Source organism: Sphingobacterium sp. MYb382 (genome assembly GCF_037572665.1).
Lineage (GTDB): Bacteria > Bacteroidota > Bacteroidia > Sphingobacteriales > Sphingobacteriaceae > Sphingobacterium.
This window is the reverse complement of the sequence record NZ_JBBGZT010000005.1, coordinates 1-26,331: the sequence shown is the minus strand read 5'-3', so window position 1 is coordinate 26,331 and position 26,331 is coordinate 1. Positions and strand designations below refer to the sequence as shown.

22 protein-coding genes and 1 rRNA gene are annotated in these 26,331 nt (G+C 37.8%); 11 read left to right on the top strand and 12 right to left on the bottom strand.

The window, feature by feature from the left end; all coding sequences use genetic code 11:
- Window positions 1–35 precede the first annotated feature (35 nt).
- Window positions 36–1,052: a cytochrome-c peroxidase gene (locus tag WH223_RS00140; RefSeq protein ID WP_340045488.1), complete on the top strand. Its 1,017-nt coding sequence runs from the start codon at window positions 36–38 to the stop codon at window positions 1,050–1,052.
- A gap of 288 nt (window positions 1,053–1,340) precedes the next feature.
- Complete coding sequence (locus WH223_RS00135) at window positions 1,341–1,520, top strand: hypothetical protein (protein ID WP_340045487.1); 180 nt, start codon at window positions 1,341–1,343, stop codon at window positions 1,518–1,520.
- Between the two features lie 132 nt (window positions 1,521–1,652).
- Here the strand turns inward: WH223_RS00135 and WH223_RS00130 are convergent, their stop codons facing one another.
- Both WH223_RS00130 and WH223_RS00125 read right to left on the bottom strand, forming a co-directional pair.
- A complete protein-coding gene (locus WH223_RS00130) occupies window positions 1,653–2,051 on the bottom strand; it encodes a hypothetical protein (RefSeq protein ID WP_340045486.1) in 399 nt (132 codons plus the stop codon).
- The gene (locus WH223_RS00125) at window positions 2,041–3,042 is read right to left on the bottom strand and encodes a hypothetical protein (protein WP_340045485.1); all 1,002 of its coding nucleotides are present in this window, start codon (window positions 3,040–3,042) and stop codon (window positions 2,041–2,043) included. Before WH223_RS00125 ends, WH223_RS00130 begins: the two co-directional genes overlap by 11 nt.
- 663 nt (window positions 3,043–3,705) lie before the next feature.
- Between WH223_RS00125 and WH223_RS00120 the strand changes: the two genes are divergently transcribed.
- Entirely contained in the window at window positions 3,706–5,379 is a 1,674-nt protein-coding gene (locus tag WH223_RS00120; RefSeq protein WP_340045484.1) for a tetratricopeptide repeat-containing sensor histidine kinase, read from the top strand.
- A gap of 13 nt (window positions 5,380–5,392) precedes the next feature.
- The gene (locus tag WH223_RS00115; RefSeq protein ID WP_340045483.1) at window positions 5,393–6,058 is read left to right on the top strand and encodes a response regulator; all 666 of its coding nucleotides are present in this window, start codon (window positions 5,393–5,395) and stop codon (window positions 6,056–6,058) included.
- 120 nt (window positions 6,059–6,178) lie between these two features.
- Here the strand turns inward: WH223_RS00115 and WH223_RS00110 are convergent, their stop codons facing one another.
- Window positions 6,179–6,748, bottom strand: coding sequence for a thermonuclease family protein (locus WH223_RS00110; protein ID WP_340045482.1), 570 nt, complete (start codon window positions 6,746–6,748; stop codon window positions 6,179–6,181).
- A gap of 224 nt (window positions 6,749–6,972) precedes the next feature.
- Here WH223_RS00110 and WH223_RS00105 point away from each other — a divergent pair, with 224 nt between their 5' ends.
- From WH223_RS00105 to WH223_RS00090, 4 genes are all read left to right on the top strand, one after another.
- Complete coding sequence (locus WH223_RS00105; RefSeq protein ID WP_340045481.1) at window positions 6,973–7,722, top strand: hypothetical protein; 750 nt, start codon at window positions 6,973–6,975, stop codon at window positions 7,720–7,722.
- Between the two features lie 67 nt (window positions 7,723–7,789).
- A complete protein-coding gene (locus tag WH223_RS00100; RefSeq protein WP_340045480.1) occupies window positions 7,790–8,839 on the top strand; it encodes a sensor histidine kinase in 1,050 nt (349 codons plus the stop codon).
- Window positions 8,817–9,584 carry a LytR/AlgR family response regulator transcription factor gene (locus WH223_RS00095; protein ID WP_340045479.1) on the top strand — a complete coding sequence of 256 codons (768 nt, stop codon included), beginning with the start codon at window positions 8,817–8,819 and terminating at the stop codon, window positions 9,582–9,584. The genes WH223_RS00100 and WH223_RS00095 overlap by 23 nt, the downstream gene beginning before the upstream one ends.
- Window positions 9,585–9,775: 191 nt before the next feature.
- Window positions 9,776–10,969, top strand: coding sequence for an aspartyl protease family protein (locus WH223_RS00090; protein WP_340045478.1), 1,194 nt, complete (start codon window positions 9,776–9,778; stop codon window positions 10,967–10,969).
- A gap of 31 nt (window positions 10,970–11,000) precedes the next feature.
- Here the strand turns inward: WH223_RS00090 and WH223_RS00085 are convergent, their stop codons facing one another.
- The 3 genes from WH223_RS00085 to WH223_RS00075 form a co-directional block, all read right to left on the bottom strand.
- Window positions 11,001–12,653 (bottom strand): serine hydrolase domain-containing protein, encoded by a 1,653-nt coding sequence (locus WH223_RS00085; RefSeq protein WP_340045477.1) that lies wholly within the window; start codon window positions 12,651–12,653, stop codon window positions 11,001–11,003.
- A gap of 156 nt (window positions 12,654–12,809) precedes the next feature.
- Window positions 12,810–13,124, bottom strand: a complete 315-nt coding sequence (locus WH223_RS00080; RefSeq protein WP_340045476.1) for a hypothetical protein — start codon at window positions 13,122–13,124, stop codon at window positions 12,810–12,812.
- A gap of 284 nt (window positions 13,125–13,408) precedes the next feature.
- Window positions 13,409–13,951 (bottom strand): hypothetical protein, encoded by a 543-nt coding sequence (locus tag WH223_RS00075; protein ID WP_340045475.1) that lies wholly within the window; start codon window positions 13,949–13,951, stop codon window positions 13,409–13,411.
- A 184-nt stretch (window positions 13,952–14,135) separates the two neighbouring features.
- Here WH223_RS00075 and WH223_RS00070 point away from each other — a divergent pair, with 184 nt between their 5' ends.
- Complete coding sequence (locus tag WH223_RS00070; RefSeq protein WP_340045474.1) at window positions 14,136–14,948, top strand: SAM-dependent methyltransferase; 813 nt, start codon at window positions 14,136–14,138, stop codon at window positions 14,946–14,948.
- Between the two features lie 49 nt (window positions 14,949–14,997).
- Here the strand turns inward: WH223_RS00070 and nagA are convergent, their stop codons facing one another.
- The 4 genes from nagA to WH223_RS00050 form a co-directional block, all read right to left on the bottom strand.
- Complete coding sequence (gene nagA / locus WH223_RS00065) at window positions 14,998–16,134, bottom strand: N-acetylglucosamine-6-phosphate deacetylase (RefSeq protein ID WP_340045473.1); 1,137 nt, start codon at window positions 16,132–16,134, stop codon at window positions 14,998–15,000.
- A 37-nt stretch (window positions 16,135–16,171) separates the two neighbouring features.
- Window positions 16,172–17,206 (bottom strand): Gfo/Idh/MocA family protein, encoded by a 1,035-nt coding sequence (locus tag WH223_RS00060; RefSeq protein WP_340045472.1) that lies wholly within the window; start codon window positions 17,204–17,206, stop codon window positions 16,172–16,174.
- Window positions 17,207–17,225: 19 nt separating this feature from the next.
- Window positions 17,226–17,981: a DeoR/GlpR family DNA-binding transcription regulator gene (locus WH223_RS00055; RefSeq protein WP_340045471.1), complete on the bottom strand. Its 756-nt coding sequence runs from the start codon at window positions 17,979–17,981 to the stop codon at window positions 17,226–17,228.
- 506 nt (window positions 17,982–18,487) lie between these two features.
- Window positions 18,488–19,354 carry a hypothetical protein gene (locus tag WH223_RS00050; RefSeq protein ID WP_340045470.1) on the bottom strand — a complete coding sequence of 289 codons (867 nt, stop codon included), beginning with the start codon at window positions 19,352–19,354 and terminating at the stop codon, window positions 18,488–18,490.
- Window positions 19,355–19,711: 357 nt separating this feature from the next.
- On the opposite strand from WH223_RS00050, the gene WH223_RS00045 reads away from it, so the two are divergent.
- Complete coding sequence (locus tag WH223_RS00045; RefSeq protein ID WP_340045469.1) at window positions 19,712–20,650, top strand: hypothetical protein; 939 nt, start codon at window positions 19,712–19,714, stop codon at window positions 20,648–20,650.
- A 204-nt stretch (window positions 20,651–20,854) separates the two neighbouring features.
- Here WH223_RS00045 and WH223_RS00040 read toward each other — a convergent pair whose 3' ends face one another.
- Window positions 20,855–21,724 (bottom strand): hypothetical protein, encoded by an 870-nt coding sequence (locus WH223_RS00040; RefSeq protein WP_340045468.1) that lies wholly within the window; start codon window positions 21,722–21,724, stop codon window positions 20,855–20,857.
- A 419-nt stretch (window positions 21,725–22,143) separates the two neighbouring features.
- Window positions 22,144–23,127: an aldo/keto reductase gene (locus tag WH223_RS00035; RefSeq protein WP_340045467.1), complete on the bottom strand. Its 984-nt coding sequence runs from the start codon at window positions 23,125–23,127 to the stop codon at window positions 22,144–22,146.
- A gap of 2,859 nt (window positions 23,128–25,986) precedes the next feature.
- On the opposite strand from WH223_RS00035, the gene WH223_RS00030 reads away from it, so the two are divergent.
- A 16S ribosomal RNA gene (locus WH223_RS00030) occupies window positions 25,987–26,331 on the top strand; the annotation flags it as partial.

The following is a 26,331-nucleotide window of genomic DNA, read 5'->3' as shown; positions in this document are numbered from 1 at the left end:
GCGTAGCACTGGCCTTATTTTTAACGATTGCACGCATGAAAAAGCTTTTGGCTCTTTTTGTACTTGTCGGCTGTTTTTATGCCTGTTCCAAAGATGATATCGCGGAACCGTCCGAAACAAATCCCGAACTAGACTTGGCTATACCTTTTGGCTTTCCAGAGTTGAACGCTTTTGTGAAAGATAACAGGCCTACACAATATGGGGTAGCACTAGGCGAAATGCTGTTTAATGAAAAACGCTTCAGTGGTAATAATACCATCTCTTGTGCGAGCTGCCATAATCCGGCGAATGCCTTTGCGGATGGCAAGAAGCAAGCTGTGGGTATTTACGAACGTGTCGGCATGCGCAATACGCCGCCAGTGCAGAATCTTGCCTTTATGAAGGTATTCAACTGGGATGGCAATATGGTTCAATTGGAGAAGCAGCCACTGGTACCTATTATTACACATGAGGAAATGAACTCTTCTATTTTAGAGGTCATCGGTAAAATACAGGAAGATATGGCTTATAAGGATTTATTCCGCAAGGCCTTTGGTGATGCTGCCATAACCCCTGAACGCATTTATAAAAGTATTGCTCAATATGAGTATACCTTGATATCGGCAAATAGCAAGTACGATAAGGTGAAAAGAGGCGAAGGGGTACATTTTACAGAGCTAGAGGAACGTGGCTTTCAGCTTTTTCAGCTGAAATGTGGAAGCTGCCATAGCGGTGAACTTTTTACAGATCAGAGCTTTAGAAATGTCGGTTTTCCTATGAATCCTAGTACGGAGGAGGCGGGACGTGCACGCGTAACGGGGCTGGCTACAGATTACATGCGCTTTCGTGTGCCTTCCCTTCGTAATGCGGAATACACGGCTCCATACGGTAGTTTCGGTCAGTTTGCTACCCTGAAAGAGGTTTTGGATTATTTCGATAAGGGTGTTTTGGCAGCAGATAATCTTGACCCTCTATTGAAAGCTAATGCAAATCGAATTCCACTCAACGAACAAGAGAAATCTGCTATTATAGCGTTTATCAAAACCTTAAGTGACCCTAGTTTTATTCAATAAAAACAAAGGAGGAAACCAATTTTTTAATAGTAAAATAATTAGCCGCTTATATTATTTTTCTTAGCTTTAAGAACTTAAATTATTAAACAATTATTGCTTTTATTTTTACGTTATGTGATGCTTGTCCGTGGGTAGGTTAATTTAATCTGCACTAATCTATAAGATAGGTGAATAAAGAGCCAATTGAAAAATAATTCTTAGTAGATAATAATTGCTGTTATTAGAAAATAATAATCCCATATATGATGTATGGGGATTAACCAGTTTTATATTTTATTTATTTTAATTATGTGGAGTTTAATTTTATACCTTTTATTTGGGATTGGTCATCCCGCGCAGACACCTGCAAGTCATCCAACCATGCAAACGACAAGCGTTGGCGACAATCAAAACCCAGGAGGTGATGATGAAGATAATGAAGATGGTGTTGGTGGTGACAAAGGTAACATCAGGCCGCCTAAAAAATAATATGGAAAAAGGAGTAGGCTTGCCTGCTCCTTTTTTATTATTGCATTTTTTATAATAAGTAATCTTTGTGATAGCGATTTAGTTGTATTGGAAATAAGTGAATGTGGGTAGAGCTGAGATCTGTTTTCCTTTTTAGTTACACATGCTCCGATCTACATAGGTCTTTCCGCCATTACTATTGATATAGTAACAACCACCTCGAGGACCTCGTGTATAAGAGCGCGAGGATGAACTACGACTACTCGAACTAGCAGTTGTTGTATGGGGGCTAGAAGAGCTTTTTATGGAGCGAGCAGATGAACCACGGCTACTCGAACTTGCTGTTGTCGTATGGGAACTAGAAGCGTTTTTTATGGAGCGCAGCTGATTCATGGAAGAAGCTTTTGACTCTGCATATTCCCAAGTGCCGTTCGCTTTTAAAATTACTTTTTTACCTTCCGCTGTTGTTGCATATTGTATTTGCGCAGATAGCTTTCCAACCAATAAAGAAAGAGTGAATACGAGTAGAATATATTTAAGCTTATTTTTCATTATTATTTATTTGAAGACTATCTATAGCCACATGTCTGTTGGCTTTGTTTAGTACATAGTTTTGAATGATATGCGCGGTGGCAGCACGTAGTGATTTATTGTTGTGTACAGGGTGATGTCCTGCATTCGTGAAAAACTCTACCTCATGATTGATTTTTGAATACCATATTTTCCCAATATCCTTATTACTTAAGGTGTCTTCCCGCATTATTTTTTGGAAAGAATTTAGCTTCTCAATGTCTAGTGCAATTACAGAATTAGCATGTTGTTTATCTTTACAATTTACCTCCACATATTTTTCTCCATTCCAACACATACAATCCTTCTTCGTCATAAAATAGCCACTGCTCAATGATAGAACAAGTGTAGCTGGTGCAGCAATAAAGAGCTGATGTTTTTTTTCTTTTAACCAGTTGATGATTTTATGCAGAAAGTAAGGCCGCTCTGGTTTTTTCGCTCCTTCAGTCTTTTCTACATCTGTTTTTTGTGTTGGATTATCTTGATTTTCTTCCTCAATAGGTAGAGGAGATATAACCTCTTCTATATTTTCCTCAGATGAAGAATTTTCTCCATGATTTGAACTTATTTCTGTATCAATGTATTCTCCACCCGATTCTGGATTAAAATTATCAGTCCAATATTTTCTATTGAAAGGGCGTGGTTGAAAATCAATTAATATAGCCAACAGTTTGGTGGTGATTTCATTTGCATTTGCAGTTGTTCCATTTAAAAAATTTTGTAATTTTCTTAGCTTATCATTGTCTGTTTTTTTTATCGCAAGCGAAATATCTTCATATTTATTAGTTGATCCATAATAAGCCGCTAAAACTGCTAAGTCCTCATTAGTTAAATTTTGCTCTAGCCTTTCTTTACTATAATGTCGCAAATTTGCCGGAGATGGACTCATCAATCGATAATCTAATTTATCTTCTTGATGTTGTAATAAGTATGCCTCCTTTACGGCATTTTGAAATTTCTCGAATGGTTCCATTAGTACAAAAATATAGCAATCTACTAACTGTAAATTACGGAAAACCGTAACCTAAAACTCCTTTTTTATTTTCCGATTCACCGGAAAAACACCCGCAAAACAGGAAATAAACCCGCAATAGCGTAAAGAACGGAAATGTTTGCTGCTTAGCTGTTTGTCTGTCCCTATGTTTGTTTCGAAATCAGACGATAGCGCTTAATAAAAAAACACAACGCTAGCAGTACGATTTCAAAATGAGTGGAACGTGTGATTGTCCTTAGCCGGTTTGGGAAGCAGCTAAGAATGATCATACCGGAAGCTCCTCACTTCCCAAAAAATTCAGAAGGCCTTCTGAAAACAATGTGGTAAACCCATGCACGGAGCATGCGGAGCTACGCAGTTTTTAACATTCTAATTTTTTGAATTATGTGGAGTTTAATTTTATATCTTTTATTTGGAATCGGTCAACCTAACCAAACACCTGCAAGTCATCCAACCATGCAAACGACAAGCGTTGGCTACAATCAAAACCCAGGAGGAGACGACGATGATAATGATGGTGGTGAGAAGGGCAATGTCAGACCACCAAGAAAGTAATATGGAAAAAGGAGTAGGCTTGCCTGCTCCTTTTTTTATAATTGCATTATTTTAGAAAAAGTAATACTTTAGGTAAAAACTTAAGTCGTGCTTAAATATTTTATCGCCCCTATTTTTTTTCTTTGTGTCTTTTTTTCTTGCTCCGATAGGAAACCTGTGGAGACAAAACCTGTAAATAGTGAATTTCAAAAAAAAGCAATTTCTTTATTAGAAAAAGGACAATTAGACAGTTCATTCTATTACTTCGATAAAGCAAAAGAACAATTTATACTAGTTGGTGATAGTGTAAATGTGGCGCGCTGTTTAATCGATATGGCGATTAATCAGTATGAGTGGAGTGATTTTTTTGGTGCTCAGGAAACATCCTTAGAAGCTCTAAAATATTTGGATGTCAAGAGCAAAAAATCAAATGAGCTTTTAGCTTCTGTATATAATACGATTGCGAATGCTACAGATGATATGGGACAATTTGAACAAGCAATTTCTTACTATAATTTAGCGATTCAGTATTCTACAAATCCTGAAAATAAACTTCTTTACAGAAATAATCTCGCCATAAGTTTGCGCAATTCTATGCGTTATCGTGAATCAATTGAATTGTTAGAAGTTCTAGTTTCTGAAACTAATGTAGGATCTGTGAACTACGCAAAATTCTTGAGTAACCTCGCTAAGGTTAAATCATTAATGTCGAAAACCTATAATCCTCTTCCATTGTATAATGAGGCATTAAGAATTAGGGAACAAAAAAAAGATTTATGGGGACAAAACTCAAGTTATAGTACTCTTTATACATATTATCAAGATGTAGCATTTGATTCTGCAATTTATTATGCAGAAAAACATTATGAAATTGCTACAAAAATAAATAGTCCTAATGATCGGTTGAAAGCTTTAAGAGGGCTTATTCAGTCGGGACCAGCTTATGCAACGACCTACCTGCCCACATATTTAGCTTTAAATGATAGCATCCAAAATGCACGCACGAAAGCTAAAAATCAATTCGCCTTAATCCGGTATGAATCGGAAAAAAGCAAGCTTAGAAACCTAGTGCTAGAGCAAGACAATGAAAAGAAAGAAGCGCGTTTATTTAAGCAAACCATAGGTATTATTGCACTTATTCTTGTATTAGTAGCTGTTTTACTTTTTTTTAAAAAACGTAAACAGCGTATGGCGCTTGAAGCTGCCAATAAGCTTAAAGAAACGCAGCTACATTTATCGAAAAAGATTCATGATGTCGTGGCTAACGGCATCTACAGGGTGATGACGGAGATTGAGTATAAAGGTGCTTTTGATAAAGAAGATTTGCTCGATAAATTGGATGGTATGTACCAAAAGTCACGCGATATTTCGCATGACGTGGAAGAGCAGTCCAGTAGTGATCTTCTATATAGTGAACACCTAGCTGATTTATTAAAGTCTTTTGCCGGAGATTATCGACGCGTGCTTATTGTGGGCAATGGTGACGAACAATGGGATGGTTTTAATAAACGTGAACAAGGCGAACTGCTGCATGTGCTGCAGGAACTCATGGTGAATATGGATAAACATAGCCAAGCAGAACAGGTAATCATTCGCTTTAGTAAGCATGATGGCTTACGTGAAATTGTTTATCAAGATAATGGCGTAGGGATGCCTGAGAAAAAAAAATCAGGAAAAGGTCTTCACAGTACGGTTTCCCGTATAAAAAGTATTGGAGGTGAAATTATCTTTGTCAGTGAAGAGAGAAAGGGATTACGTGTGACGATTACTATTCCGTTATGACAAAAGATAAACTATGTTCAATAAAGTACTTATTGCCGAGGATCATGAGGTCGTTAGCTTCTCCTTGCAAGCGACCCTGAAAGAGCTCGGTGTTCAAGATGTTAAATATGTTCATTATTGTGATCATGCGTTAACTTGGATTAACAATTCAATTCGCGACAACCAAGTCTACGATCTATTAATTACTGATATTGAGTTTGTAGAAGATGGAAGCTTACAAGAGCTGAAAGATGGGCTTTCACTCGTTAAAGCTATTAAAACCGTTCAGCCCGATATTAAGGTTATTGTGTTTACCGCGAAAGATCGTACCCACAAGATTGGGGAGATGTTTAAAGCTAACCAAATTGATGGATTGGTACGCAAAGGCCGACGTGATGGACAACACCTGCGCGAAGCCATACAGGCGGTCTACAACAACAAGACTTACCAATCGCCTGATGTGAAGAAAGCAGTTCAAGAGAACAATTCACATGAATTTAGTCCTTTTGATTTACACATTATCAAGTTATTGTACGAAGGGGTGCCTCAAAAAGAAATGTCCGACTACCTGCAACAGCGTGACATCGTGCCGAACAGCTTGAGTAGTATTGAAAAAAGATTAAATATTATGAAGAATGTGCTCGGCTTTTCAAAAAATGAACAACTCGTAGCTCACTGTAAAGAAATAGATATTTTATAATAACCTGATGTAAAGGGGGAACAAATTCAGGTAGCTGAAGATGTTTACCCCTTTTTTATTTATATGTTCCGATTCATCGGTCGAATGGTTAATCCTAAAGAAAGATGTTCTTTAGGATTGTTATTCTGTTACCGGTTTAGCCCAAAGGCCTAACTTATTTTCTTTAGCATGTTGTTGTGCCTTGACGAAAACATCCTCATATTGGACGTTAGGAGCGATGGTCATAAGTACCGCATAGCCATCTTTGACAATTTTTTCGTTGATAAATGTTCCATCAGTGAAGTAAGCATAAGCGAGCGTACGGCCGAAGGGATCTATAGAGTCTACATCAAACGAAAGTTTAATAACTTGGTCGCTAAGTAACTCTTTGGCATAGGCACTGGCCTCCCTACCAAACGGTTGTTCTTTCTTGTTGAAGTAGTTCCGTGGTTCTGGTGCATCAATACCTATAAGACGTATTTTTAGCTTATCGCCCTTGTCGTCCATGCACCAAAAAGTATCCCCATCGGACACCTTGGTGATGGCGTATAAACCTGGAGGAATGCGAATACCATTCTCGGTTGAAATAACCTCATTGTCTTCATGAAAAGATAGTTTGTAGCTTTCTGTTACAGATTGACAAGCGCTTAGCGAAGCGCAAAGGAGTATAGTGCTGATGGCGTACCGTATCTGTTTTTGACTTCGTATCATTTGATTTTTGAAGGTTGATTTTAGTGTTGAAAGACTCTATTTAACAGCCCTAAAAGTAAGGATGTATGGTTTCCCTTCATTATGGTTTCCCGTAGCCCAATTGCTTTGCCTTTTAATTTATTTTTTCCTTGGCTTATTGACTATTTTCCTTATTTCTTTCTTTTTGGCTTTTCTGTGTCTTTTCCTCCAAGTAATTTGCACTAGCACAAATGAATTATAAGAAGATGAAGAATAAAGAATTAGTTTTTTTGCGAACATTTGCCCTTGTAACAGCCGTAGGGACACTCTGTATGTTAACAGTAGCCTTCAAGAATAGCGGAAATCAACGATTTGCCGAGATTGATGTGGAGCGTATCAATATCGTAGAGAAAGATGGTACAGTAAAAATGATAATTACCAATGTTGACCGTTTCCCAAATGGAAAAGTTGAAGTTAATGATCGTTTGGTCAATGAAGAACGTAAGAAACGTTCGGGTATGTTGTTTTTCAATGAAGACGGTATCGAATGTGGAGGCTTTATATACGACGGAAAGAAAACGGAAAAGGGCCATTCAGCAGGGCTATCCTTAACTTACGATCAGTATGATGGCGACCAAGTGATGCAACTACTTACACAGGATTACCAAGAAGGAGATAAGCGTTACGTTGGTAGTACGCTCGCTTTTAATGACCGCCCTCATAAAGAGTCGCAAGCTACCACCATGGCCATTATGAAGGAGCTACAAGAACTTCGTAAAAAAGACCCAAAGGCCATGCAAGAAAAGTATAAGGCCTACGAAAAAGAAGGTATTATTGGAGAGGTACCTCGTATCCTGCTTGGCAAGTCAAGGAGCCAAAATAATGGTTTATTTCTCTTTGACGACAAAGGCATGCCACGTGCGATGTTTTACGTAGACAAAGAAAACAATGCTAAGCTCGATTTCTTCGATGAAAAAGGAAATACCATAGCTTCATTCCCGCAACAGTTAAAATAAAGTCCATTGCTTACAAAAATAGTCCTTTAATTTTAAAGGACTATTTTTGTAACTTGGTATAGACCCGATGAAGAAACTGTTGTACAACACCTATAAGCACCGTTATTTTCTGCTTTTTATTCTACTGTTTGCTTATGTACAGTCGATTTATACCCGCATTTCAGTGCGTCGTGTAATCGATGCGTACGTATTTACCCCTGAAGCAGCATTAGCAACTTTAGTTGATGCCGGATTACTATTTTTGGTCATTCTTTTCTTTATCCGCCGATGGCAGAAAGACGCTGTTTTTAAGCGGCATATCATGCTCAAAATATTTGCCGTATCATTGCTTATCTACATGCTTATTATGCTTGTGAGTGGGTTTTCTATCGCACTTCTATTTGATACCGTGGCTCGTAATTTTAACCGAAACACGTTTATTCTTTCCACTTTTTCGAATTTTCTGGACGGCTTTATTTATGGAAGTTTCTTTTTGGCCTATTACTATTATCAAAGTAGTAAAAAACAGCAAAAGCAGTTTCTGAGGTATAATGAAGTGCTAGCTGAGAGTAAAATCAATCAGTTAAAGACGCAATTGAATCCTCATTTTTTGTTTAATAATCTCCATGTTTTAGATCAATTGATTGAAGAGGATAAATACAAAGCATCGGACTTTTTAAATGAGTTTGCCGACATTTATCGCTATGTGCTTCAAGGAGCAGACAAGAAACTCGTTTACATCGAGGAGGAGCTCGATTTTGCTCAACAATATTTCAGACTTATTCACCACAAATATGGTGATGCGTATCAACTTAAGGTCGCTGGTGAGATTCCAGAGGGCTTTATCGTACCTTTAACCTTACAGTTATTAATTGAGAATGCTGTGCAACATAATTTAGGAACAGCAATGCATCCAGTTTTTATAACAGTTACGTTGAGCGATCGTATTTACGTTTCAAATACTGTAAATTTGAAAAGAAAGATGAAACCAACATCTGGAAGAGCCTTAGGTAATCTGAAGGAACAATATCGATTGTTGACGCAACAATCGATTATTATAGCAGAATCTAAGTCTACATTTTCCGTTTCCATTCCTTTTATTAATAACGTTACACATGTTGAAAGTACTCCTTATTGAAGACGAAATTCCTGCTCGAAAAAAGCTTAGGCGGTTTTTAGAAGCCTTGGATACCCCTTTGGAAATCGTAGGAGAAATTGATCAGGTCGCCGAGGCCATTTTATATTTAAATACGAACAAGGTTGATTTAATATTTTCGGATATCGCCTTGTTGGATGGTAATGCTTTTGAAATTTATAGTCAGGTAAATATTTCTTGTCCCATTATTTTTACAACAGCTTATGATCAGTTTTGGATGGATGCTTTCGAAAGTAATGGCATTGCTTACCTACTTAAACCGTTTTCTCATGAACGCTTTCAGAAGGCTTGGGATAAGTTTATAATCTTGCGAAATGCAGATCCGAATAAGCAAGAATGGCTGGATAATATGGCTACTTTATTAAAGAAGCATCTTCCTGAAAATATATATAAGCAACGCTTTACAATCAATAGCCGCCAAGGACTCTATTTCTTAAATGCAAGTTATATAGTTTTTTTTGAGGCACAAGATGGTCTCGTCTCTGCTTATGATGGAAATGGAAAGCGACACCCATTGACAGTAGCTACACTGAAGGAAATGGAAGACCAAGTAAACCCAAATGATTTTTTTAGAATAAACAGAGCTGTTTTACTAAATAAGCAGCATATAGAACGGATAGAGCGCTATACTAAAAATACATTAGCAGCAAAAGTAAAAGGATATGATGTGCTCCTCAAGACGAGCCAAAGTGCAACGGCTGCTTTTAGGGAATGGATTGATAGATAGTTTGCTCATGTTTTTGATAAAGTAGGAAGCATAAAAAAGGATAATCTTTATCCATATGAATTATTTTTTCCGCAGAGGTAATAACTGTTTAGTCCAAATGTCTATATTAGGTTTGAAAATTAACAAGCTCATACTTCTTTGTTAACGCATGGAATATGATCTTTTTTGATAAACCTGAGCACGTATATTGTATGAAAAAAATCGGATGGTTATGTATCGCACTATTGTCTACACATTTAGCATTCGGGCAAGGAAAGAAGTTTTTCGAAAAAGGGACTGTGAAGCTAAATGAATTTTCAACACAAAATACCAAGGGAAAAGGCCTCAACGAGCAGCTTTCTGTCCGATTGACGAATGGTTTACCTTTAGTAGAGGTGACCATCGGTGGAGAGTCGTACATTTTCCTATTTGACTCAGGGGCGCCTACTGTCATTTCCAATGCCATCTATGAACGATTGGGGCTTAAACCAGTACACGAAGGCAAGGTTTCTGACTCGCAGAATAACAAAAGCGAACAAGTTTTTACGGTTCTGCCCGATATGCAGCTTGGTGGTCTCTCCTTTACCGATATTGGAGCAGTAGTACTCGATCTACATAAATCTGTATTCGGATGTTTTAAAATTGATGGTATCCTAGGAGCCAACCAGATGGCTAAACTATTTTGGCAAGTAAATTATAACGATAATAGTGCGCAAGCTACTGATGACCTGCGTAATTTTGACCTTACGGGTTATGATATGGTGCTCCCGTTTGAGACTTCAAACCAGAAAACGCCCTATATCAAGTCGAACATCTTTGGTAAAAACTTAAGCTTTACCTTTGATACGGGCTATACGGGGCGATTTAAAGTGGAGAGGAAGTATTTCCAAGTCAATAAGGCAATCGACTATATAGAAATGTATGGAGCTGCTTCTGTAGGCGCTTATGGCACGGCAAAGGCTGATATTGGCTACTTATTCAGGACGAATCAGTTGCATTTTGATAAAGCTAATTTAGATGAGGAAAGAGCTACAACAGGAACGTCAAATTTAATCGGTAATGATTTTCTAAAAGACTTTTCTTATATCCTAGATTGGAAGAATAATAAAATTTATCTCAAGCGTATTAAAAAAAGTAAAATAGAGTTCAAGTCATTTGGCTTTGAATACCTTTTCGAAGAGAATAAACCAAAGGTTGTCTCCGTTTTTAAAGATCAGCAAACTCTTCAAGTTGGTGATCAAATTCTAAGTATAAATGCTATTGATTTGCAAAACCTTTCTAGTGAGCAGGCATGCCATTATTTGTTAAATAGGATTGAAAAGGATCTAGATACGATAGCCATTAAAATTCAACGAAAGGACGAGGTGTTAGAGCTGAACCTAACGAAGAATACCTATTTTGATTAGCCATCACGGGAACCATTTAATCGCAAAGAGTCTACTTTACTTTTATAAAAGGAAACCTATTGATATTTTGCCCTGATAAAAGGAGCGAAGTGACTCTTCCCTGCTTGTTCCGCTTAAATTCAACCTTACCAAAGAATCCCGCTGTCGCATAAAAAGTGTCTTTAGCTAAGGGATGCAAAGTAATAGCCGAATTTAGTGCATGGCTAGCAACGAGCTCGCCATCTTTAACCGTCAACGTATAAGCCGTGTGTAAGCTCTCATTCCAAAAGGTACCTATAAAATCTTCTCGCACAACAGTCTTAGGTAGGTGTATGTTGACTTTTGTACATAGATAGGAAAAATCGGAAAAATGCCAATGAAGCCCCTTCTTGTCAAATACAAATTTGCTATGTGCAGCATAAGGATAGGTGAAAATACCATCGCCTTCAACGGGTAGTGCATAGTTTTCTTGTTGTCCAAAGGGTTGGATAAACAGTCCATCGTCTTTCGCTAGTAGCGTAAAGAAAGAACCTGGGAATATTTCATAATTGCCTGCCCATTTTTGTAAATCAGCTGTGCTATATTTAGGCTTAACGGTTTCTGCAGCTGGGCTCATGTGCTCATGCAGATATAAGTCTGTAAGTCCAAAAGCAAGATCTAAGGGATTAAAAGATTCTAAATTGCCTAAGATGACAACCGTGAAATGCTGCTTCGGAATACGCATCAAGTAGGAGCGGTAGCCCGCATCACCACCACCGTGAAAAATAAGGTCAAGCCCGCGGTAGCTTTTTGTTTCCAAACCCAGCCCATAAGGTATCTCCGTGCCATCATTAAGCAAACTTGGCTTTTTCATCTTCTCAAAAATAGCGGTATTACCTATTTTAGCTTCTTCAAAGTTGAGCGCCCATAAAGCCAAATCCGTAGATGTCGTATTGATGCCCGAACCTCCAACAACGGTATAGTTGTAAGGGGTTTTTGCATAACCACTTTTTGTCTTTCGGTAGGCATAGGCCTTGTTAGGAACAATAAGGCTGTTGTCATCAAAAACGACGCTGTTTTCCATGTGTAAAGGGTCGAAAATCTCCTTTTTAACGAACTTAGCAAATGGCATTCCCGATACACGTTCTATAATTTCTGCCAATAACGTAAAACCCGTATTGTTATATTGGTACTGGCTTCCTGGTTCAAAATTCAGCTGTCGCTGATTAAGAAGGATGTTAACCATTTTACCATGCGTCATTACCTCATCTGGGTTAACACCAATCAGCTGTGCTAGTTCAAAAGTATTGGGAAAGCCATGTGTATGGTTTGCGAGTTGGCTTAAGCGCACGGTAAACGGTAAGTCCTTTAATTCGGGAAGATATTTTTTGATGTCATCATCCATAGATAACAAACCACGGCTTTCGAGCAGCAAAGCGGCAAATGCAGTAAACTGTTTCGATACGGAAGCAATATGAAAAGGTGTTTCTGCCGTAATCAGCGTGCTATCCTCTAAGTTTGCAAAGCCAACCTCTTTTGTATATATGGTTTTTCCATCACGAATGACTTTTACAGCTATTCCAGGGCCATTTTTAGCTTGATATATATGAACCAAAGAGTCTGCTATTTCTGTCTCTGTTTTTATTTGTGCCTTAATAGGTACTAGCAAAAAAGTCAATACAAATACAGTGATGAGGCGAGTTATCTTGAAGACATACATATTCATAATTAGGCGATAGTAGTTTGCTACTCCAAATATCAAAAAATAGTTGGAAAATACCACATAAGTTATGTGACGACAAGTCTTGTTTTTATAGACTTATATTAAATCATGTGTATTAAAAAGATTCTCAGGTTAGATTTTGTAGACATTTACAATGAATCAATTTAACGATATATGTAGATGTCCCTTTTTAGCCTTGTAGCTGTAATACTGAATAGCTACATCTTTGCTATACCAATCTTGTCTAAAGGTTGTATCAATTTTTCCTTTAGGAAATAGTCTGTAGTTGATAATAATGGAATCATCAATCTCTCCCTCAACTTTAATATGTAAGATTCCGTTAGGATCCTTAGTTAATGTTGTTTCAAAGATGGTGTCTTTCTTGATATCTTGAACAGAAAAACTCGTTGATGGTGAAAAATTACATGCTGTTAAGCTTAAAAGAAGGAAAGATAATAATAGGTAAAGCTTCATGTATTGATAATTATTCCATGTAGATTAAAGAAACGCCATAGCTCTTGCAAGGCCTGTAAAAGTAAATTTCTGACAGCTCTATTTTATACGGGTTTCCGTAAAATGAATCGGAAAATAGATGAGAATTTCTGTTTCCTAATGGAGAAAAAGTTTATAGGAATATTGTTTTCCGGCTAGGAAGCTATACGGCGGGGTGTATATAAACAAGCAGAAGCTTTCTAAAACTTCTGCTTGACTACCATAAAAGTAGCTTTTGTTAATAATAGGTGAGCTATTTTATTGGTTTAATGTTGCCAACAACGGCCTCCACCGACAACAACACGTTGGCAGTAGCCGGCTTTTGTTTTATTCTTTGCTCCACATACCGACGACTGTGGTTGGCTGTTTCCTCCCGTGTTACCTGAACCGTTAGATCCTGAATTACCATTTTGGCGAGCCCCATACGTTGCGGTTCCCTTTTCTTGTTTAGTATCGTAACTCACTATAGCATGGTTATACCCCATACCGCCATATACGACATCGTTATTTTTTAAAATATAAGCTTCTATTGTTTGATCCGTAGTAAGTACCGTTTTAATGGAAAGGTTGAGTTCAAATGTAGTAATGGCATTAAAACGATAACTCCATTTTCCTTGATTATTTGTTACCGTCTTTTGCGTATTGGTTTGATCCGTATAGGTAATATCACATTTATTACATGTTACTTCATAACTAAAATCGTCTTTAGGTTCATCGACAGGATGATCTTTTTTGCTGCAAGCAGAAATAAAAAGTAGAAGTAAAGGGAAGCAAAGACTCAATTTTGTGAAGCGCGTTATTGATTTCATTAATATATAATTTTAGTTTCTGCCAAAGCTAATGAAGGCGCTCTACTTTGTGTTACGGTTAACCATAGATGAGGTTTTATAAACATATAATTAGCTAGAAAGTAAACTCTAGTGCCATTAAACTGCTGTTAGCATGGATTAATTTTTTAATTTTATATTAGTGTAAAGACCTAATTTGTATACTATGATTATTGATTCAAGAGTTAAAAATCTTATCACCAAAACTAATTTGTATATAGGCGATAGCATACAGGAAATTCAATTGAACCATCGCTATAGACTAGTTGATACGTTTGGTTTGACAGTAGGCATGCGCATCTTGGAAATAGGTTGTGGACAAGGGGATACCTCTGTGGTGCTTGCCGATATCGTTGGGCCAACTGGTCATGTAACAGCTATTGACTTAGGCTCGCCCGCTTATGGAGCACCAGTATCTTTAGGCGAAGCAACAAAGCGTATTAAATCCAGTCCAATAGGAAAGGCTATTGACTTTCTGCTAGAGACTGACTTTTTAGACTTTGTTATCCCACAGGATTATGATGCTGTGGTCCTTTCTCATTGTTCATGGTATTTTAAATCCGAGGACGAACTATTAGCTTATTTAATAAAAATTAAAACAATCAGTGCTAAACTATGCTTTGCAGAGTGGGATATAAATATCAATAATTCAACACAAATAGCCCATTACAATGCAGCTATCTTAGCCGCCATCTATTCACAACAAGTGACGAATGAAGGTAATATACAGTCTCTTTTTTCGCCGCAGGCGATTCAAACATTGCTTGCTAGAGCAAACTTCGCTGAACAGACTTTTTTTTCAATTTCATCCGATTATTTACAAGATGGACAATGGGAAGTAGATTTTGTTAATGCCATTTATCCAGATTTAAAGAATAGTACGACATGGAATCCGGTTTTATGTCAATCGCTGTTGGAAACGATGAACGTACAAAAAACAGTGAAATCTTTAGATAGCTTTGTAATCGTAGCCCGTTAGTAAAAGTTCAGAGTCTTCACTGTAGAATAAGACTCCGAACTTTTGCTGCTTAATTTGAAACAAGATTTCCTCTGAAATATATCTCTTGAATATGATAATCGGAGTCAAAAACCACAAAATTTGCTATTCTTCCTACAGCGATGCTACCATTATCTCCTTCAATCCCCAGTGCCTTGGATGGATATAAGGTTGCCATATTTACGGCTTCAGCGAGTGATATCCCTACCTGTTGTACACAGTTTTTTATAGCTTGTAACATCGTTAATTTAGAACCCGATAAAACAGGAGTGTCATCATGCGTGCTTTTAGTCACAAATCTATCTCCCGCGTCGGTATGCTGATAAATACCCGTACTACAGCTCGTCGCCGCGTCTGATATTAAATAAAGCGATTCACCAAGGTTTTGTTTGGCAAAGGCAACCATGCGGAAGTCCACATGAATACCATCAGCCACAATGCTAGTGTATGGCTTTTTTTCAAAGATAGCCGGTATAGGCCCTGGGGCACGATGATGTATAGCGGGCATCCCATTAAAAAGATGGGTTATGGTTTTTTGCTTACCCTCCAAAAAAGCTAAAGTATCGTTGTAGGTTGCCGCAGTATGGCCCATCGCTAGTACTATTTTTTGTTCTTCTAGGAAAGTCATTGTTGCAGAATCAAACTGCTCAGGAGCAATAGTCATCATTTTAACTACGGACTTATTTTCTTGCATCATCTCTTTAATATCGTTAACCGTAGGTATGCGGATAAATTCCTTGGGATGGGCGCCTTTATTTTTTTCATTGATGTAGGGACCTTCAATATGAAGTCCAAAGAAATTTCCTAATGATTTTTTTTGATATTGTGCCGCAATACGAATAGATCTCTGCATAATCAACATCGAATTGGTAGATACTGTCGGTAAGAATACAGCTACACCTTGCTTCAATAAGGATTGTTCCATAGTCCAAAGTGCATCAGCAGTCGGATTACCTCCATACAGCGCACCATCTGCTCCCATGACTTGTAAATCAATAAAACTCGGACATACATAGTTTCCCTTTAAGTCAATAACTTGATATGCTGCTAGGTCAACGAATTCCTTGCTGAAGCCTACAATACGGTCCCCTAAAGTAAAAAGGGTATAACCATCGTGTATGCTATTGTTTGTTATGATTTTTCCGTTTATAAACGCTTTCTGTTTCATAAAACTTTATAATGCGCTATGTTAGGTTATAATCCTGCTAACAACCAAAATCTTTTGCCTGTAGTAGCTCTATTTGCCATTTAATGTGGTCGAGCGTAATCGGATAGGCAATATCATTACGTAGGTTATCGTGAATAGCGTTAAAAAGTAAGCTATAATCTCCTTTTTCTGCCGGTATTAAGCGTGTTTCCTTTGTGCCATCACTAGCTATAGTGACCAGTTTACCTTCATTTCCTTTTTGTTCAAAACCATATAGGTTGTCGCTAGGTTGCATGCCTGCTATTAATTGTTCCTCTTGCACATCAGCCATGGTCTTAGTAAAGCTTCCTTTTGTGCCGTGTACAACAAAAGCTGTTTGCGGGTCTGCGACGAGTAGATTTGCCGTTAAGAAAACTTGTAAATTATCACCATACTGTAGCTGATAATGGAAATAGTCAGGAACTTGCGAGCCTTCTCTATTAATTGCTGTTGTTTTATTAGCTTTCAGCGGTTTTCCAAATAGAGAAATAGCTTGATCGATAACGTGGGGACCTAAATCATAAACCAAGCCACTCGAAGCATACTGACTGTTCTCTTTGAAATCTTTTTGTCCAAGCTCCATTTTGTAACGGTCAAAGCGTATATGTACTTCGGTAAGCTTGCCGAGATGACCTCCTTCAATAATTGATTTAACCAACATAAAATGGCTATCAAAACGTCTGTTTTGGTAGAAGAAAAGTTTCTTACCCGTCTGCCCACTCAGTATAGATAGTTGCGCTAGCTGCTCTAAATTTTCAACTGCAGGTTTTTCCAAAAGCACATGCTTGCCCGCTAGTAAGGCCTCGCTGGCAAACTGAAAGTGTGTATGATTTGGGGTGTTCACAATAACAAGCTCAATGCTATCATCCGCCAAAAGACGCGCAACACTGTCGTAGCTTTTGACGTTTGCATAAATTTCATGAGCAGCTTTCTTTGTTCTTTCCACCACGGCAGAAAGGTTAAAGTACGGATTGCTATGGATAAAAGGCGCGTGAAATACACGCCCCGACATGCCAAAACTAAGGATGCCTGTATTTATTTGCTTTGTTTCCATGGTTGGTTTATTTTATGAATTATAAAATTTGAATACCTTGCTTTTTATAGCGTTGATAGTCTGTTGTTAAAGGGTCTTTTTCAGTGATTAAGAAATCAATGCTACTCGCTGCGCGGATGAAGAAAGCCTCGCTAGTATCCAGCTTATTGGAGGTTGCTGCTGCCACAATTTTGTCCGAACGTTCACACATTACGCGTTTTATCGCCGACTCTTCAAATGAGCGAGCGGTAATTCCTTTCTCACTGTCGATACTGCAAACACCCAAAAAACAGAGGTCCGCATATACCTGCTCAAAAGTTTGTATCGTTTGTGTTCCTTTCGTTGTTAATGAGGATGAGCATAATTCGCCACCGGCAAAAATCAACTTTACATTAGGGTGATTAGCCAGCACGTTAGCTATCGGGAAACTATGGGTCACCACAGTGAGTTTAAGGTGATCAGGGATATTACCTGCTATAGCCTGTGTAGTGGTACCTCCATCAAAAAAAATTACTTGACCATCTTGAAGTAGGCTGATAGCCTTTTCTGCTATTTCATTTTTCTCATTAATATCAAGTGGCGTACGATCAAATATATTGAAAGGCATACTTGATTTTACCGTTGCACCACCACGAATAGCCGTCAGTAATCCCGTATCGGAAAGCTCCTTTAAATCCCGTCGGATGGTATGTTCAGAAACCTGTAGCTCATCTGCCAATGCCGTCATAGCTATTCTACGGTCTTTTTTGACCTTCGTTAGAATAATAGCATGACGTTCTTCTTTTTTCTCCTTCATTCTTTAATATAGCTTTATGTAGCATTTTAACGCTTCAAATATATCAATATATTGCATTATTTTTTATTTTTAATGTTAAATATTGCAATATATTGTTTTTTGTTTCTGCCGAATATACACGGGGTATTAGTGCTTTTGTAGAGGAGGGGGGAATGAAGTCTTTACGTAGTTTTTAGGGAAAACAACAGGTGGAGGCATTTTTAGTAGATGGGAGGAGGGGGCATGGTTACACCTGCCTGTTTGTAAATTATATACTCTATTGCCATTCAATTAATCGAGGCTTTAGAACGCCCGGGGCCTTTAATTAAGAATATTTCCCAAACAGGAGGGAATCTTAAAGTCTAATATAGGGAGGATACATTTAGTCATTTATTATCAACAGCATTTAGAATAATCTAAAGAAAGGTAAGGAGGAATAAGCGACGTATCCCCATATTTGCACATCGCTTATTAACCTCCTTATTCGTTGCGTCTAGGCTCATAAGAAATTATTCGCCTGCAAACTATTATATTTCTTCGACAAGGATGTAACTTCCTAAAGTAGTGTCACTAGACGCTCCACCAATGTAGTAACCCTTTGCCGGTGAAGCTGAACCGCCATACTTAACCTGAAGCATAACATTTGCTCCTTTGCTACCTGTTCTTACAATTATAATCGGCATGGAAACACCTCCATCGTCATAAGTTTCCGTAGATGATTCCGTGTAGCCAATTGTTTGTACCAATGATTGAGATCCGTCATTATTGATATCTTCTAATTCAAATTTTGATACAATGTAAGCCGGATTAGTGGTTGTAGGTGATTCAGTAGCACCAATGATTCCTATACTTCCTGTTATCTTTAAAGTTTTGTTTGGTGGAAGCTGTATTTTTTTCTTATCAGCAGATATGATTAACTTATCACTGTTGATACCATTTACCACACCATCTAATAATACGTAGTAGTAGCTACCTCTGTTTTCCAAACGCTGTCTTGCTTGCTTGTTAATAATACCGTAAATTCGGGTTTCAACAGGCGGAGCGATAGTTTCTATATCTGTGTAGAATATATTTCCATTCTCGTCTGCCACGAGTATTTTTTTAGGTCTATTGGTGTAAAGCTCCAAATCGGCAATTCTAATTTTGCCGTTTATATCTAATTTTACACTTGGCGTGAGCAATCCGATACCTACATCCCCATTCTTCGTGATAACGACATCATTTAGCTGTTGTGCCGGCGTAGGATTGGTCGTTTGTGGGTTGTCGCCTTGCCCATCAATGTGAAGAACTTGACGTGGGTTCTTTGTGTTTATACCAGTTTGTCCATAACAAATGGTGATGAAAATAAAGCTGCAAAGGAATATAAGTGTGAACTTTGTAAACGGAGTTGTCATGACTTGTTTTTTATGTGATTTATAAGAAAAATGATTACCTTGAAGTGATGTTCTTCTTAGTGTGTTTTGCTTGCTTATTTATCGAGTTTCCTCATAATAAATATTGTTTTTTTAGTAAAGAGTATAAAATTAGTGAATGTTGTGGTTGGAGGAGACCGTAAAAAGCCCACTTACTATCAAAAAAAGACATATCGAAGCTGAAATGCTATTCTTTTACTTTTTAGTAAGGAATAACTTGAAGTATTTAACTAATAATGCCTTTTGTTTATATTAATTACGTAAATAGATTCCCGTAGATTGGGGATGCTTTGAGTATTTTTTTATCTTTAAAGGATAATATTGCTAATTTTTTCAGGTATGGATCAATCATATACATTTGAAATTCTACAAGAGTTAAAGTCTTTTAGCGGTAGAGATTTCTTTCTCCAAATTGTATGGCCCTTTTTCACAACGCTACTTGGTTTCTTTGGTGCATACTTACTGCTTTATAGACAGTTTATACAACAAAAGAAAGTGGAGCGGGAAAAAGAAAAAGAGGAACAGCAGATGATTTTCAAAATTTTATGTAAAACGAATCTTAACCTTAAACGTGCATTAATTAGTAACTTGGAACACTTGCGTAAATCAAAGACAAATCTATATGTAAACAAATTTGATATGTCGTTTGTCTTCGAACTTAATGGCAATTTCTTTTCCTCTATTACATCAATTGGCTATCAAAAATTGTATGCCTTATTTGAAAAGGCTAGGCTCGTAGATGTAGATTATTTTATTTCCTATTGGGGAGTCGTGTCTAATATGACCAACCATCTTCAAAATATTGAGAAGTACTTTTTAGCTGTTGATAGTAGGGTCGTAAAGCTTACAAATAGCCTCGAAAGATATGTTACCGACATCACGATACAAGCGGGAGAAATACTTTATGCTTACTATCCTCCTTTTGATAAAAGTGGAACTGATAATCAAAAAAATAATCTTGATCCGAAGTTTCGGTTAGCTAATAAAATCCAGCAGATATTTAATGAATTTGACCATAGTCAAGAGAGTCAGTTAGTTAAAATAACACATTTTTTAGACTCCTTTAAGCAGCTTCATGAAGATCCTGAGCTTACTACTGGTTTAAATGTTAGAATTGTACAGCTCGTTTTAAATGCTTCAGCCGTTATTACTACGATGGAGGAATTGTTTGCAAGTGCTCAACTTGCATACGAAGATTTTGAACAGATATTGGAGCATGCTCTTGTTGTAATTGAAGATTTCGATAATAAGGACTTTAGCGTATTCGATAAGGAATAAGGCTTAATTTCAGCGTGAAGAGCTGTAGCTTGTTTTAAGAAAAGTCAAAGAGTGTATTTGAGTTTTATACTTTTTTAGGCTTAAGATTATTAGCCTTTCGGCTAATAAGGAAATGAAGCAATTTGCCTGCTGTACTGCATAGAGAAACTTCGTAAACTGTTGCGCAGGGTTGTGTTTTTCCTACACAACAGTTTGTATATGATGTTAGATTTCTTCAACAAGAATATAACTTCCAATGGTTGTTTCGCCAGGCTCTCCGCCAATATAATAACCATTTGCGGGAGCGTCTGATCCATCATATTTAACCCGTAAAAACACGTTCGCACCTATGTTTCCTGTTCGCACAATAATAATAGGCATCGATACCCCTCCATCATCGTAACGCTCTGTCGACGATTCGGTATAGCCTATAGTACGTACCAATAGTTGTGAACCATCATTATGAATGTTTTCCAAATCAAACTGTGATACAATGTAGGCTGCATTAGTGGTTGTAGGAGTCTCATTTGCCCCTATAATTCCGATACTGCCTGATATCTTTAAAGTCTTGTTGGGAGGTAGCTGAATTCTTGTTTTATCTGCTGAAATAGTTAATTTTTCGTTGTTAACTCCATTAACGGCCCCATCAAGTATCATTGGATAGTAGGTAGACTTAGTTGCTAAACGCTGTCTGGCATTCTTATTTATTATACTGTAAATCCGATCCTCAACAGGAGGTGCAATAGTTTCTACATCTGTATAGTAAAGATTGCCTTCATCATCGGCTACAATTACTTTTTTTGGTTTAGTGGTTAATTTCTGTAAATCTCCAATCCTGACACGGCCATTAACATCTAATTTCGCACCAGGTATCAGTAAACCAATACCTACATCACCATTACTAGTGATGACGACATCATTTGATTGTTGCAGAGCATTCGGAGGTGTTGTGGAGGGATTATCTCCTTTTCCATCCACATGAAGGGGGTGAAGCGGGTTCTTGGTGTTGACACCTGTTTGCGCACTGCAAACAGTACCGAAGAGAATACTTAAGAAAAATAAAGTAATCGTTCGTCTGGTATAAATAATAAGCATAATTTATAATTTAAAATGTAAACTAATTGTATTACTCTAATGTATATTTTCTTAAAAGTAGTATTTTTTTACAGTAAGTGTTTAATTATATTTGGTTTAGGTAATTTTATTATTTTGTGATATGGATTTTTTTTAATCAAAATAGAAAATGAAAGTATGCAAAAAGAGCTTTTTGCATGGATAAAGACATATTTGTTGTATCCATTCCTTAATCTATAGTGTCGGCGTACTTTTTTATTTTTCTTAATTGGATAGCCGGTTTTTGATGACGCTATTTGTTAGGAAAGCGAATACGAAAGGAAAGCTTAGGGAAGCGCTGGATGGACAAGATTAATTTAAAATTGGAATCTCTTACTAATTAACAAGCCCCATCGCCTTATCGGCGATGGGGCTTGTTGGGTAAGCGTATCTATTATAGATTACAACTGCTTTAAAGCATCGTTGATGAACTGAACTTCTTCTGAAGACAATTTGATATGAATGGCTTGGGCATTAGAAATCGACTGTTCTGCATTTCTAGCACCAGCTAGCGTAATGGTAATCGCCGGTTGCAATGTTGTCCATTTTAAAACAAGCTGTGAAAGAGTGGCGTTTTTAGCCTCCGCTAATGGCTCTATTTTCTCCAAAAAAGTCTTTACTTTTTCCAGATTGAATTGACCGAAATAGTTAGAACGGTGGTCGCCAGAGGCGAAGTTCACATCTTTGAAGTATTTACCGGTAAGCAAACCGCGCTCCATAGGGCTATAAGCAATAATGCTTAAATCATTTTCTAAAGCATAGGGTACCAAGTCTGCTTCAATGTTGCGGTTCAACATGCTGTAGGGCACTTGATTGCTTACAATATTTACAGTTTCTCGTGCTTCCTTTACCTGGTCAACACTATAGTTGCTGACACCTGCCGTACGTATTTTTCCTTGTTGCAATAATATATCCACAGCTTCCATCGTTTCACTGATTGGCGTAGTTGTATCAGGCCAGTGAATTTGTAGTAAGTCGATGTAGTCAGTACCCAGGCGCTTTAAGCTATCTTCAACCTCTTTAATTACACTTTCTTTCCCTGCATATCTGTAGATATCGATGGCCTTACCTTCATTGTTCTCACTGTGCATCGCGAAGTTACCTTTGGGTGATTCTAGGTCCCAACGCATACCAAACTTAGTTAGAAGCTGTACTTTATCACGAGAGATACCTTTTATAGCTTCTCCTACAATTTCTTCACTTACACCTTGTCCGTAGATTGGTGCCGTATCAATGGAGGTCACGCCTTCGTTGTAGGAAGCAATAATAGCTTCTACGGCATCTTTTCTGTCGGTACTTCCCCACATCCATCCGCCAGCTGCCCAGGCACCAAAAGTGATGGCTGAAACCTCTAATGTTGAGTTTCCTAATTTTCTAAATTCCATTTTATCTAATTTTTATGTCTATACAAAAATAAAGCTTATCGATAACCGTGGTTTTGTTTTAAGATTCATTTCATATGATTATAAACGTCAAAAACTAAAATATAGTTTTTTTTATGTGTCTTAAGGATAGTTTTCGTGACTTACAGCTAACATTTCGATACGAGGTTGTTCGTTTCAGTTTATACCATAATGAAAGTCTGCTATCAGGAAAGAGGAATGTTAAAAAATATTTTATCTATAGATTTAATATTTTTTATATATTTATGTTGTAGTAAGGTTCACAAAATAAGTGTTTTATAATTTTTAATAATCATTTAATTCTTTTAAAATAAACATATATCATGGAAATAGTCTTCTTTATAATTGGATGCTTAATAGTATTAACCTATATATATACGAGCTATAGGATTAGTAAATCAAAGGAAAGAATTTCTGCTTGGAAATTACTCCTTATTGTTTTTGTCCCATTTTGGGGATGTTTTATTTATTTGGTATCAAGCAAGAGTTCGTTTCGTATTGTATAAAAGTTTGTAATTCTGTTTCACTTCTTTTGAAATGATACTTCGACTTGTCATCCTAAGCCTGTCGAAGGGCAGCATGACAAATAGGAAAAATTGATGTAGAACATAATGACGATTTGGATAGGTCGCTGCAAAAGAAAAATGAGCTGCAAAACAGAACTAATTTGCTTTGCTAAGAAGAAGGCCTAGGCATCTGCTGAGTAAATCGTAGTGCCGTAAATTCCGCAAGAACAAAACTTTGTCTGAGCGTAGCGAGTTCGTTTTGTTCCGTAATTTACAAGCGAAGATAGCAGCGTATGCCAGCCTTGATTTTTGCCACCCTTTTCATCAAGGAAAAGGGTGAAGCCCGGTCCTGGCTAAGGACACGCGCTATAATTAAGCAAAATACTCCAATAAGCGTTGCAAACGCTATGCTCCAGCATCCTCGTTGCAAACGATGACGATAGACAGTGCAAACAAACGGAGAGAACTAGCGGACGGTAGCAAATCTGGTATTCCTTATATATAGGAGCAAACCTTCCTAAACGATTCTTCGACTTGTTGTCATCCTGAGCCTGTCGAAGGGCAGCATGACAATTTGGAAAAGGGAGTGCAAAATAGAAAAGTCTTGTTATTATAAAAATAGAGATCTAAACCAAGTATTGCTTATATATTAGGAGTAAGCCTTTCTAACACGATGCTTCGACTTGTCATCCTGAGCCTGTCGAAGGGCAGCATGACAATTTGGATAGGTTGCTGCAAAAGAAAAATGAGCCGCAAAACATAACTGACTTGCTTTGCTAAGGAAAAGGCCTAGGCATCTGCTGCGTAAAATCGTAGAGCCATAAATTCCGCAAGAAGAAAACTCTGTTTGAGCGCAGCGAGTTCGTTTTGTTCCGGAATTTACAAGTGTAGATAGCAGCGTATGCCAGCCTTGATTTTTGCCACCCTTTTCATCAAGGAAAAGTGTGAAGCCCCGTCCTGGCTAAGGACACGTTCTATAATTAAGCAAAGACTCAAATAAAGCGTTGCAAACGCTATCCTCCAGCATCCTCGTTTCAAACGATGACGATAGACTGTGCAATAAGCCTTTCTAAATGATGCTTCGACAAGCTCAGCATGACAACTTGGATAGGGGGGGAGTGCAAAAGAAAGATGTGTTCAAAACATAAATGGCTTGCTTTGCTAAGAAGAAGGCCTAGGCATCTGCTGCGTAAAATCGTAGTGCCGTAAATTCCGCAAGAGCAAAACTCTGTCTGAGCGTAGCGAGTTCGTTTTGTTCCGGAATTTTCAAGCGAAGATAGCAGCGTATGCCAGCCTTGATTTTTGCCACCCTTTTCATCAAGGAAAAGGGTGAAGCCTTGTCCTGGCTAAGGACACGCACTATAATTAAGCAAAAGACTTTACTCAGCGTTGTAAACGCTATCCTCCAGCATCCTCGTTGCAAACGAAACGATAGGCAGTGCAATAAGCCTTTCTAAATGATGCTTCGACAAGCTCAGCATGACAACTTGGATAGAGAGGGTGGAAAATAGATAAGTCTTGTTATTAAAGGGAGAGATTTAGACAAAGTACCCCTTCCTTATATATAGGAGTCCCCCTTTCTAAGATGATACTTCGACTTGTTGTCATCCTGAGCCTGTCGAAGGATAGCATAACAAATAGGAGAGGAAAGTAAAAACTATAAACCTCGCAAGAAGCAACTCAATCCAGCGGATTTACCTAATTACAGCCAAAGTACATGCCGATAAGAAACTACCCCGCGGGGTCGCATCCCCAATAACAGCCCTAATTCCCTAACCAAACCGCCTATTTCCCCATTAAAAACGAACCCAAGGAAAGATTATCTAGTATCGTTATCAAGTACTTAAGGAAAACCCGTAATAAATAAGCTAAAAACATTTGGAAGTAGGGGTATAAAACTTCTATCTTTGCACCACTCCGCAAGGGAGGGACGATTGAAATAAAGGGTTAAAAACAAGGATAGCGGCATTATAAATGCGGTTTTTTCTAAATTTAACGAAAGAGGAGCTAGAAAAAATAAAGTAAAATTTATTTTGGAAAATCAAAAAGCTTTTCTACCTTTGCAGTCCCAACCGAAACGAAGGGCGTACATCGCAAGGATGTATGAAACAAATAAGATTAAGTTTAACCTAGCGATAGGGAAAATATATAGCCAAAGCGCGACGCGGCGGCGAGAGAAGTTCTTTAAGAAAATGATCATGAAAACGTAACGAGTAGTTGGTTATACTAACGAAAGTTAACAAATAACAATCAACCTAGTCAGTTCAAATTAGATATTAAAAAAAGACAATTCTAATTATTTTATAAATAGTTAGGTTTCTAACAATTCATTTTTACAATGGAGAGTTTGATCCTGGCTCAGGATGAACGCTAGCGGCAGGCCTAATACATGCAAGTCGAACGGGATCCAAGATAAAGCTTGCTTTATTTTGGTGAGAGTGGCGCACGGGTGCGTAACGCGTGAGCAACCTACCCATATCAGGGGTATAGCCCGGCGAAAGTCGGATTAACACCGCATAACAATACGGAATCGCATGGTTTTGTATTTAAATATTTATAGGATATGGATGGGCTCGCGTGACATTAGCTAGTTGGTAAGGTAACGGCTTACCAAGGCTACGATGTCTAGGGGCTCTGAGAGGAGAATCCCCCACACTGGTACTGAGACACGGACCAGACT

Bases quoted from the DNA above. Each gene is read 5' to 3' on its own strand.
- WH223_RS00080 (WP_340045476.1), bottom strand. From the start codon at position 13,124: ATGAAGCTTTACCTATTATTATCTTTCCTTCTTTTAAGCTTAACAGCA.
- WH223_RS00070 (WP_340045474.1), top strand. From the start codon at position 14,136: ATGATTATTGATTCAAGAGTTAAAAATCTTATCACCAAAACTAATTTG.
- WH223_RS00085 (WP_340045477.1), bottom strand. From the start codon at position 12,653: ATGAATATGTATGTCTTCAAGATAACTCGCCTCATCACTGTATTTGTA.
- WH223_RS00075 (WP_340045475.1), bottom strand. From the start codon at position 13,951: ATGAAATCAATAACGCGCTTCACAAAATTGAGTCTTTGCTTCCCTTTA.
- WH223_RS00125 (WP_340045485.1), bottom strand. From the start codon at position 3,042: ATGGAACCATTCGAGAAATTTCAAAATGCCGTAAAGGAGGCATACTTA.
- WH223_RS00045 (WP_340045469.1), top strand. From the start codon at position 19,712: ATGGATCAATCATATACATTTGAAATTCTACAAGAGTTAAAGTCTTTT.
- WH223_RS00055 (WP_340045471.1), bottom strand. From the start codon at position 17,981: ATGAAGGAGAAAAAAGAAGAACGTCATGCTATTATTCTAACGAAGGTC.
- WH223_RS00115 (WP_340045483.1), top strand. From the start codon at position 5,393: ATGTTCAATAAAGTACTTATTGCCGAGGATCATGAGGTCGTTAGCTTC.
- WH223_RS00090 (WP_340045478.1), top strand. From the start codon at position 9,776: ATGAAAAAAATCGGATGGTTATGTATCGCACTATTGTCTACACATTTA.
- WH223_RS00140 (WP_340045488.1), top strand. From the start codon at position 36: ATGAAAAAGCTTTTGGCTCTTTTTGTACTTGTCGGCTGTTTTTATGCC.
- WH223_RS00130 (WP_340045486.1), bottom strand. From the start codon at position 2,051: ATGAAAAATAAGCTTAAATATATTCTACTCGTATTCACTCTTTCTTTA.
- WH223_RS00135 (WP_340045487.1), top strand. From the start codon at position 1,341: ATGTGGAGTTTAATTTTATACCTTTTATTTGGGATTGGTCATCCCGCG.
- WH223_RS00035 (WP_340045467.1), bottom strand. From the start codon at position 23,127: ATGGAATTTAGAAAATTAGGAAACTCAACATTAGAGGTTTCAGCCATC.
- WH223_RS00050 (WP_340045470.1), bottom strand. From the start codon at position 19,354: ATGACAACTCCGTTTACAAAGTTCACACTTATATTCCTTTGCAGCTTT.
- WH223_RS00060 (WP_340045472.1), bottom strand. From the start codon at position 17,206: ATGGAAACAAAGCAAATAAATACAGGCATCCTTAGTTTTGGCATGTCG.
- WH223_RS00100 (WP_340045480.1), top strand. From the start codon at position 7,790: ATGAAGAAACTGTTGTACAACACCTATAAGCACCGTTATTTTCTGCTT.
- WH223_RS00040 (WP_340045468.1), bottom strand. From the start codon at position 21,724: ATGCTTATTATTTATACCAGACGAACGATTACTTTATTTTTCTTAAGT.
- nagA (WP_340045473.1), bottom strand. From the start codon at position 16,134: ATGAAACAGAAAGCGTTTATAAACGGAAAAATCATAACAAACAATAGC.
- WH223_RS00105 (WP_340045481.1), top strand. From the start codon at position 6,973: ATGAAGAATAAAGAATTAGTTTTTTTGCGAACATTTGCCCTTGTAACA.
- WH223_RS00095 (WP_340045479.1), top strand. From the start codon at position 8,817: ATGTTGAAAGTACTCCTTATTGAAGACGAAATTCCTGCTCGAAAAAAG.
- WH223_RS00110 (WP_340045482.1), bottom strand. From the start codon at position 6,748: ATGATACGAAGTCAAAAACAGATACGGTACGCCATCAGCACTATACTC.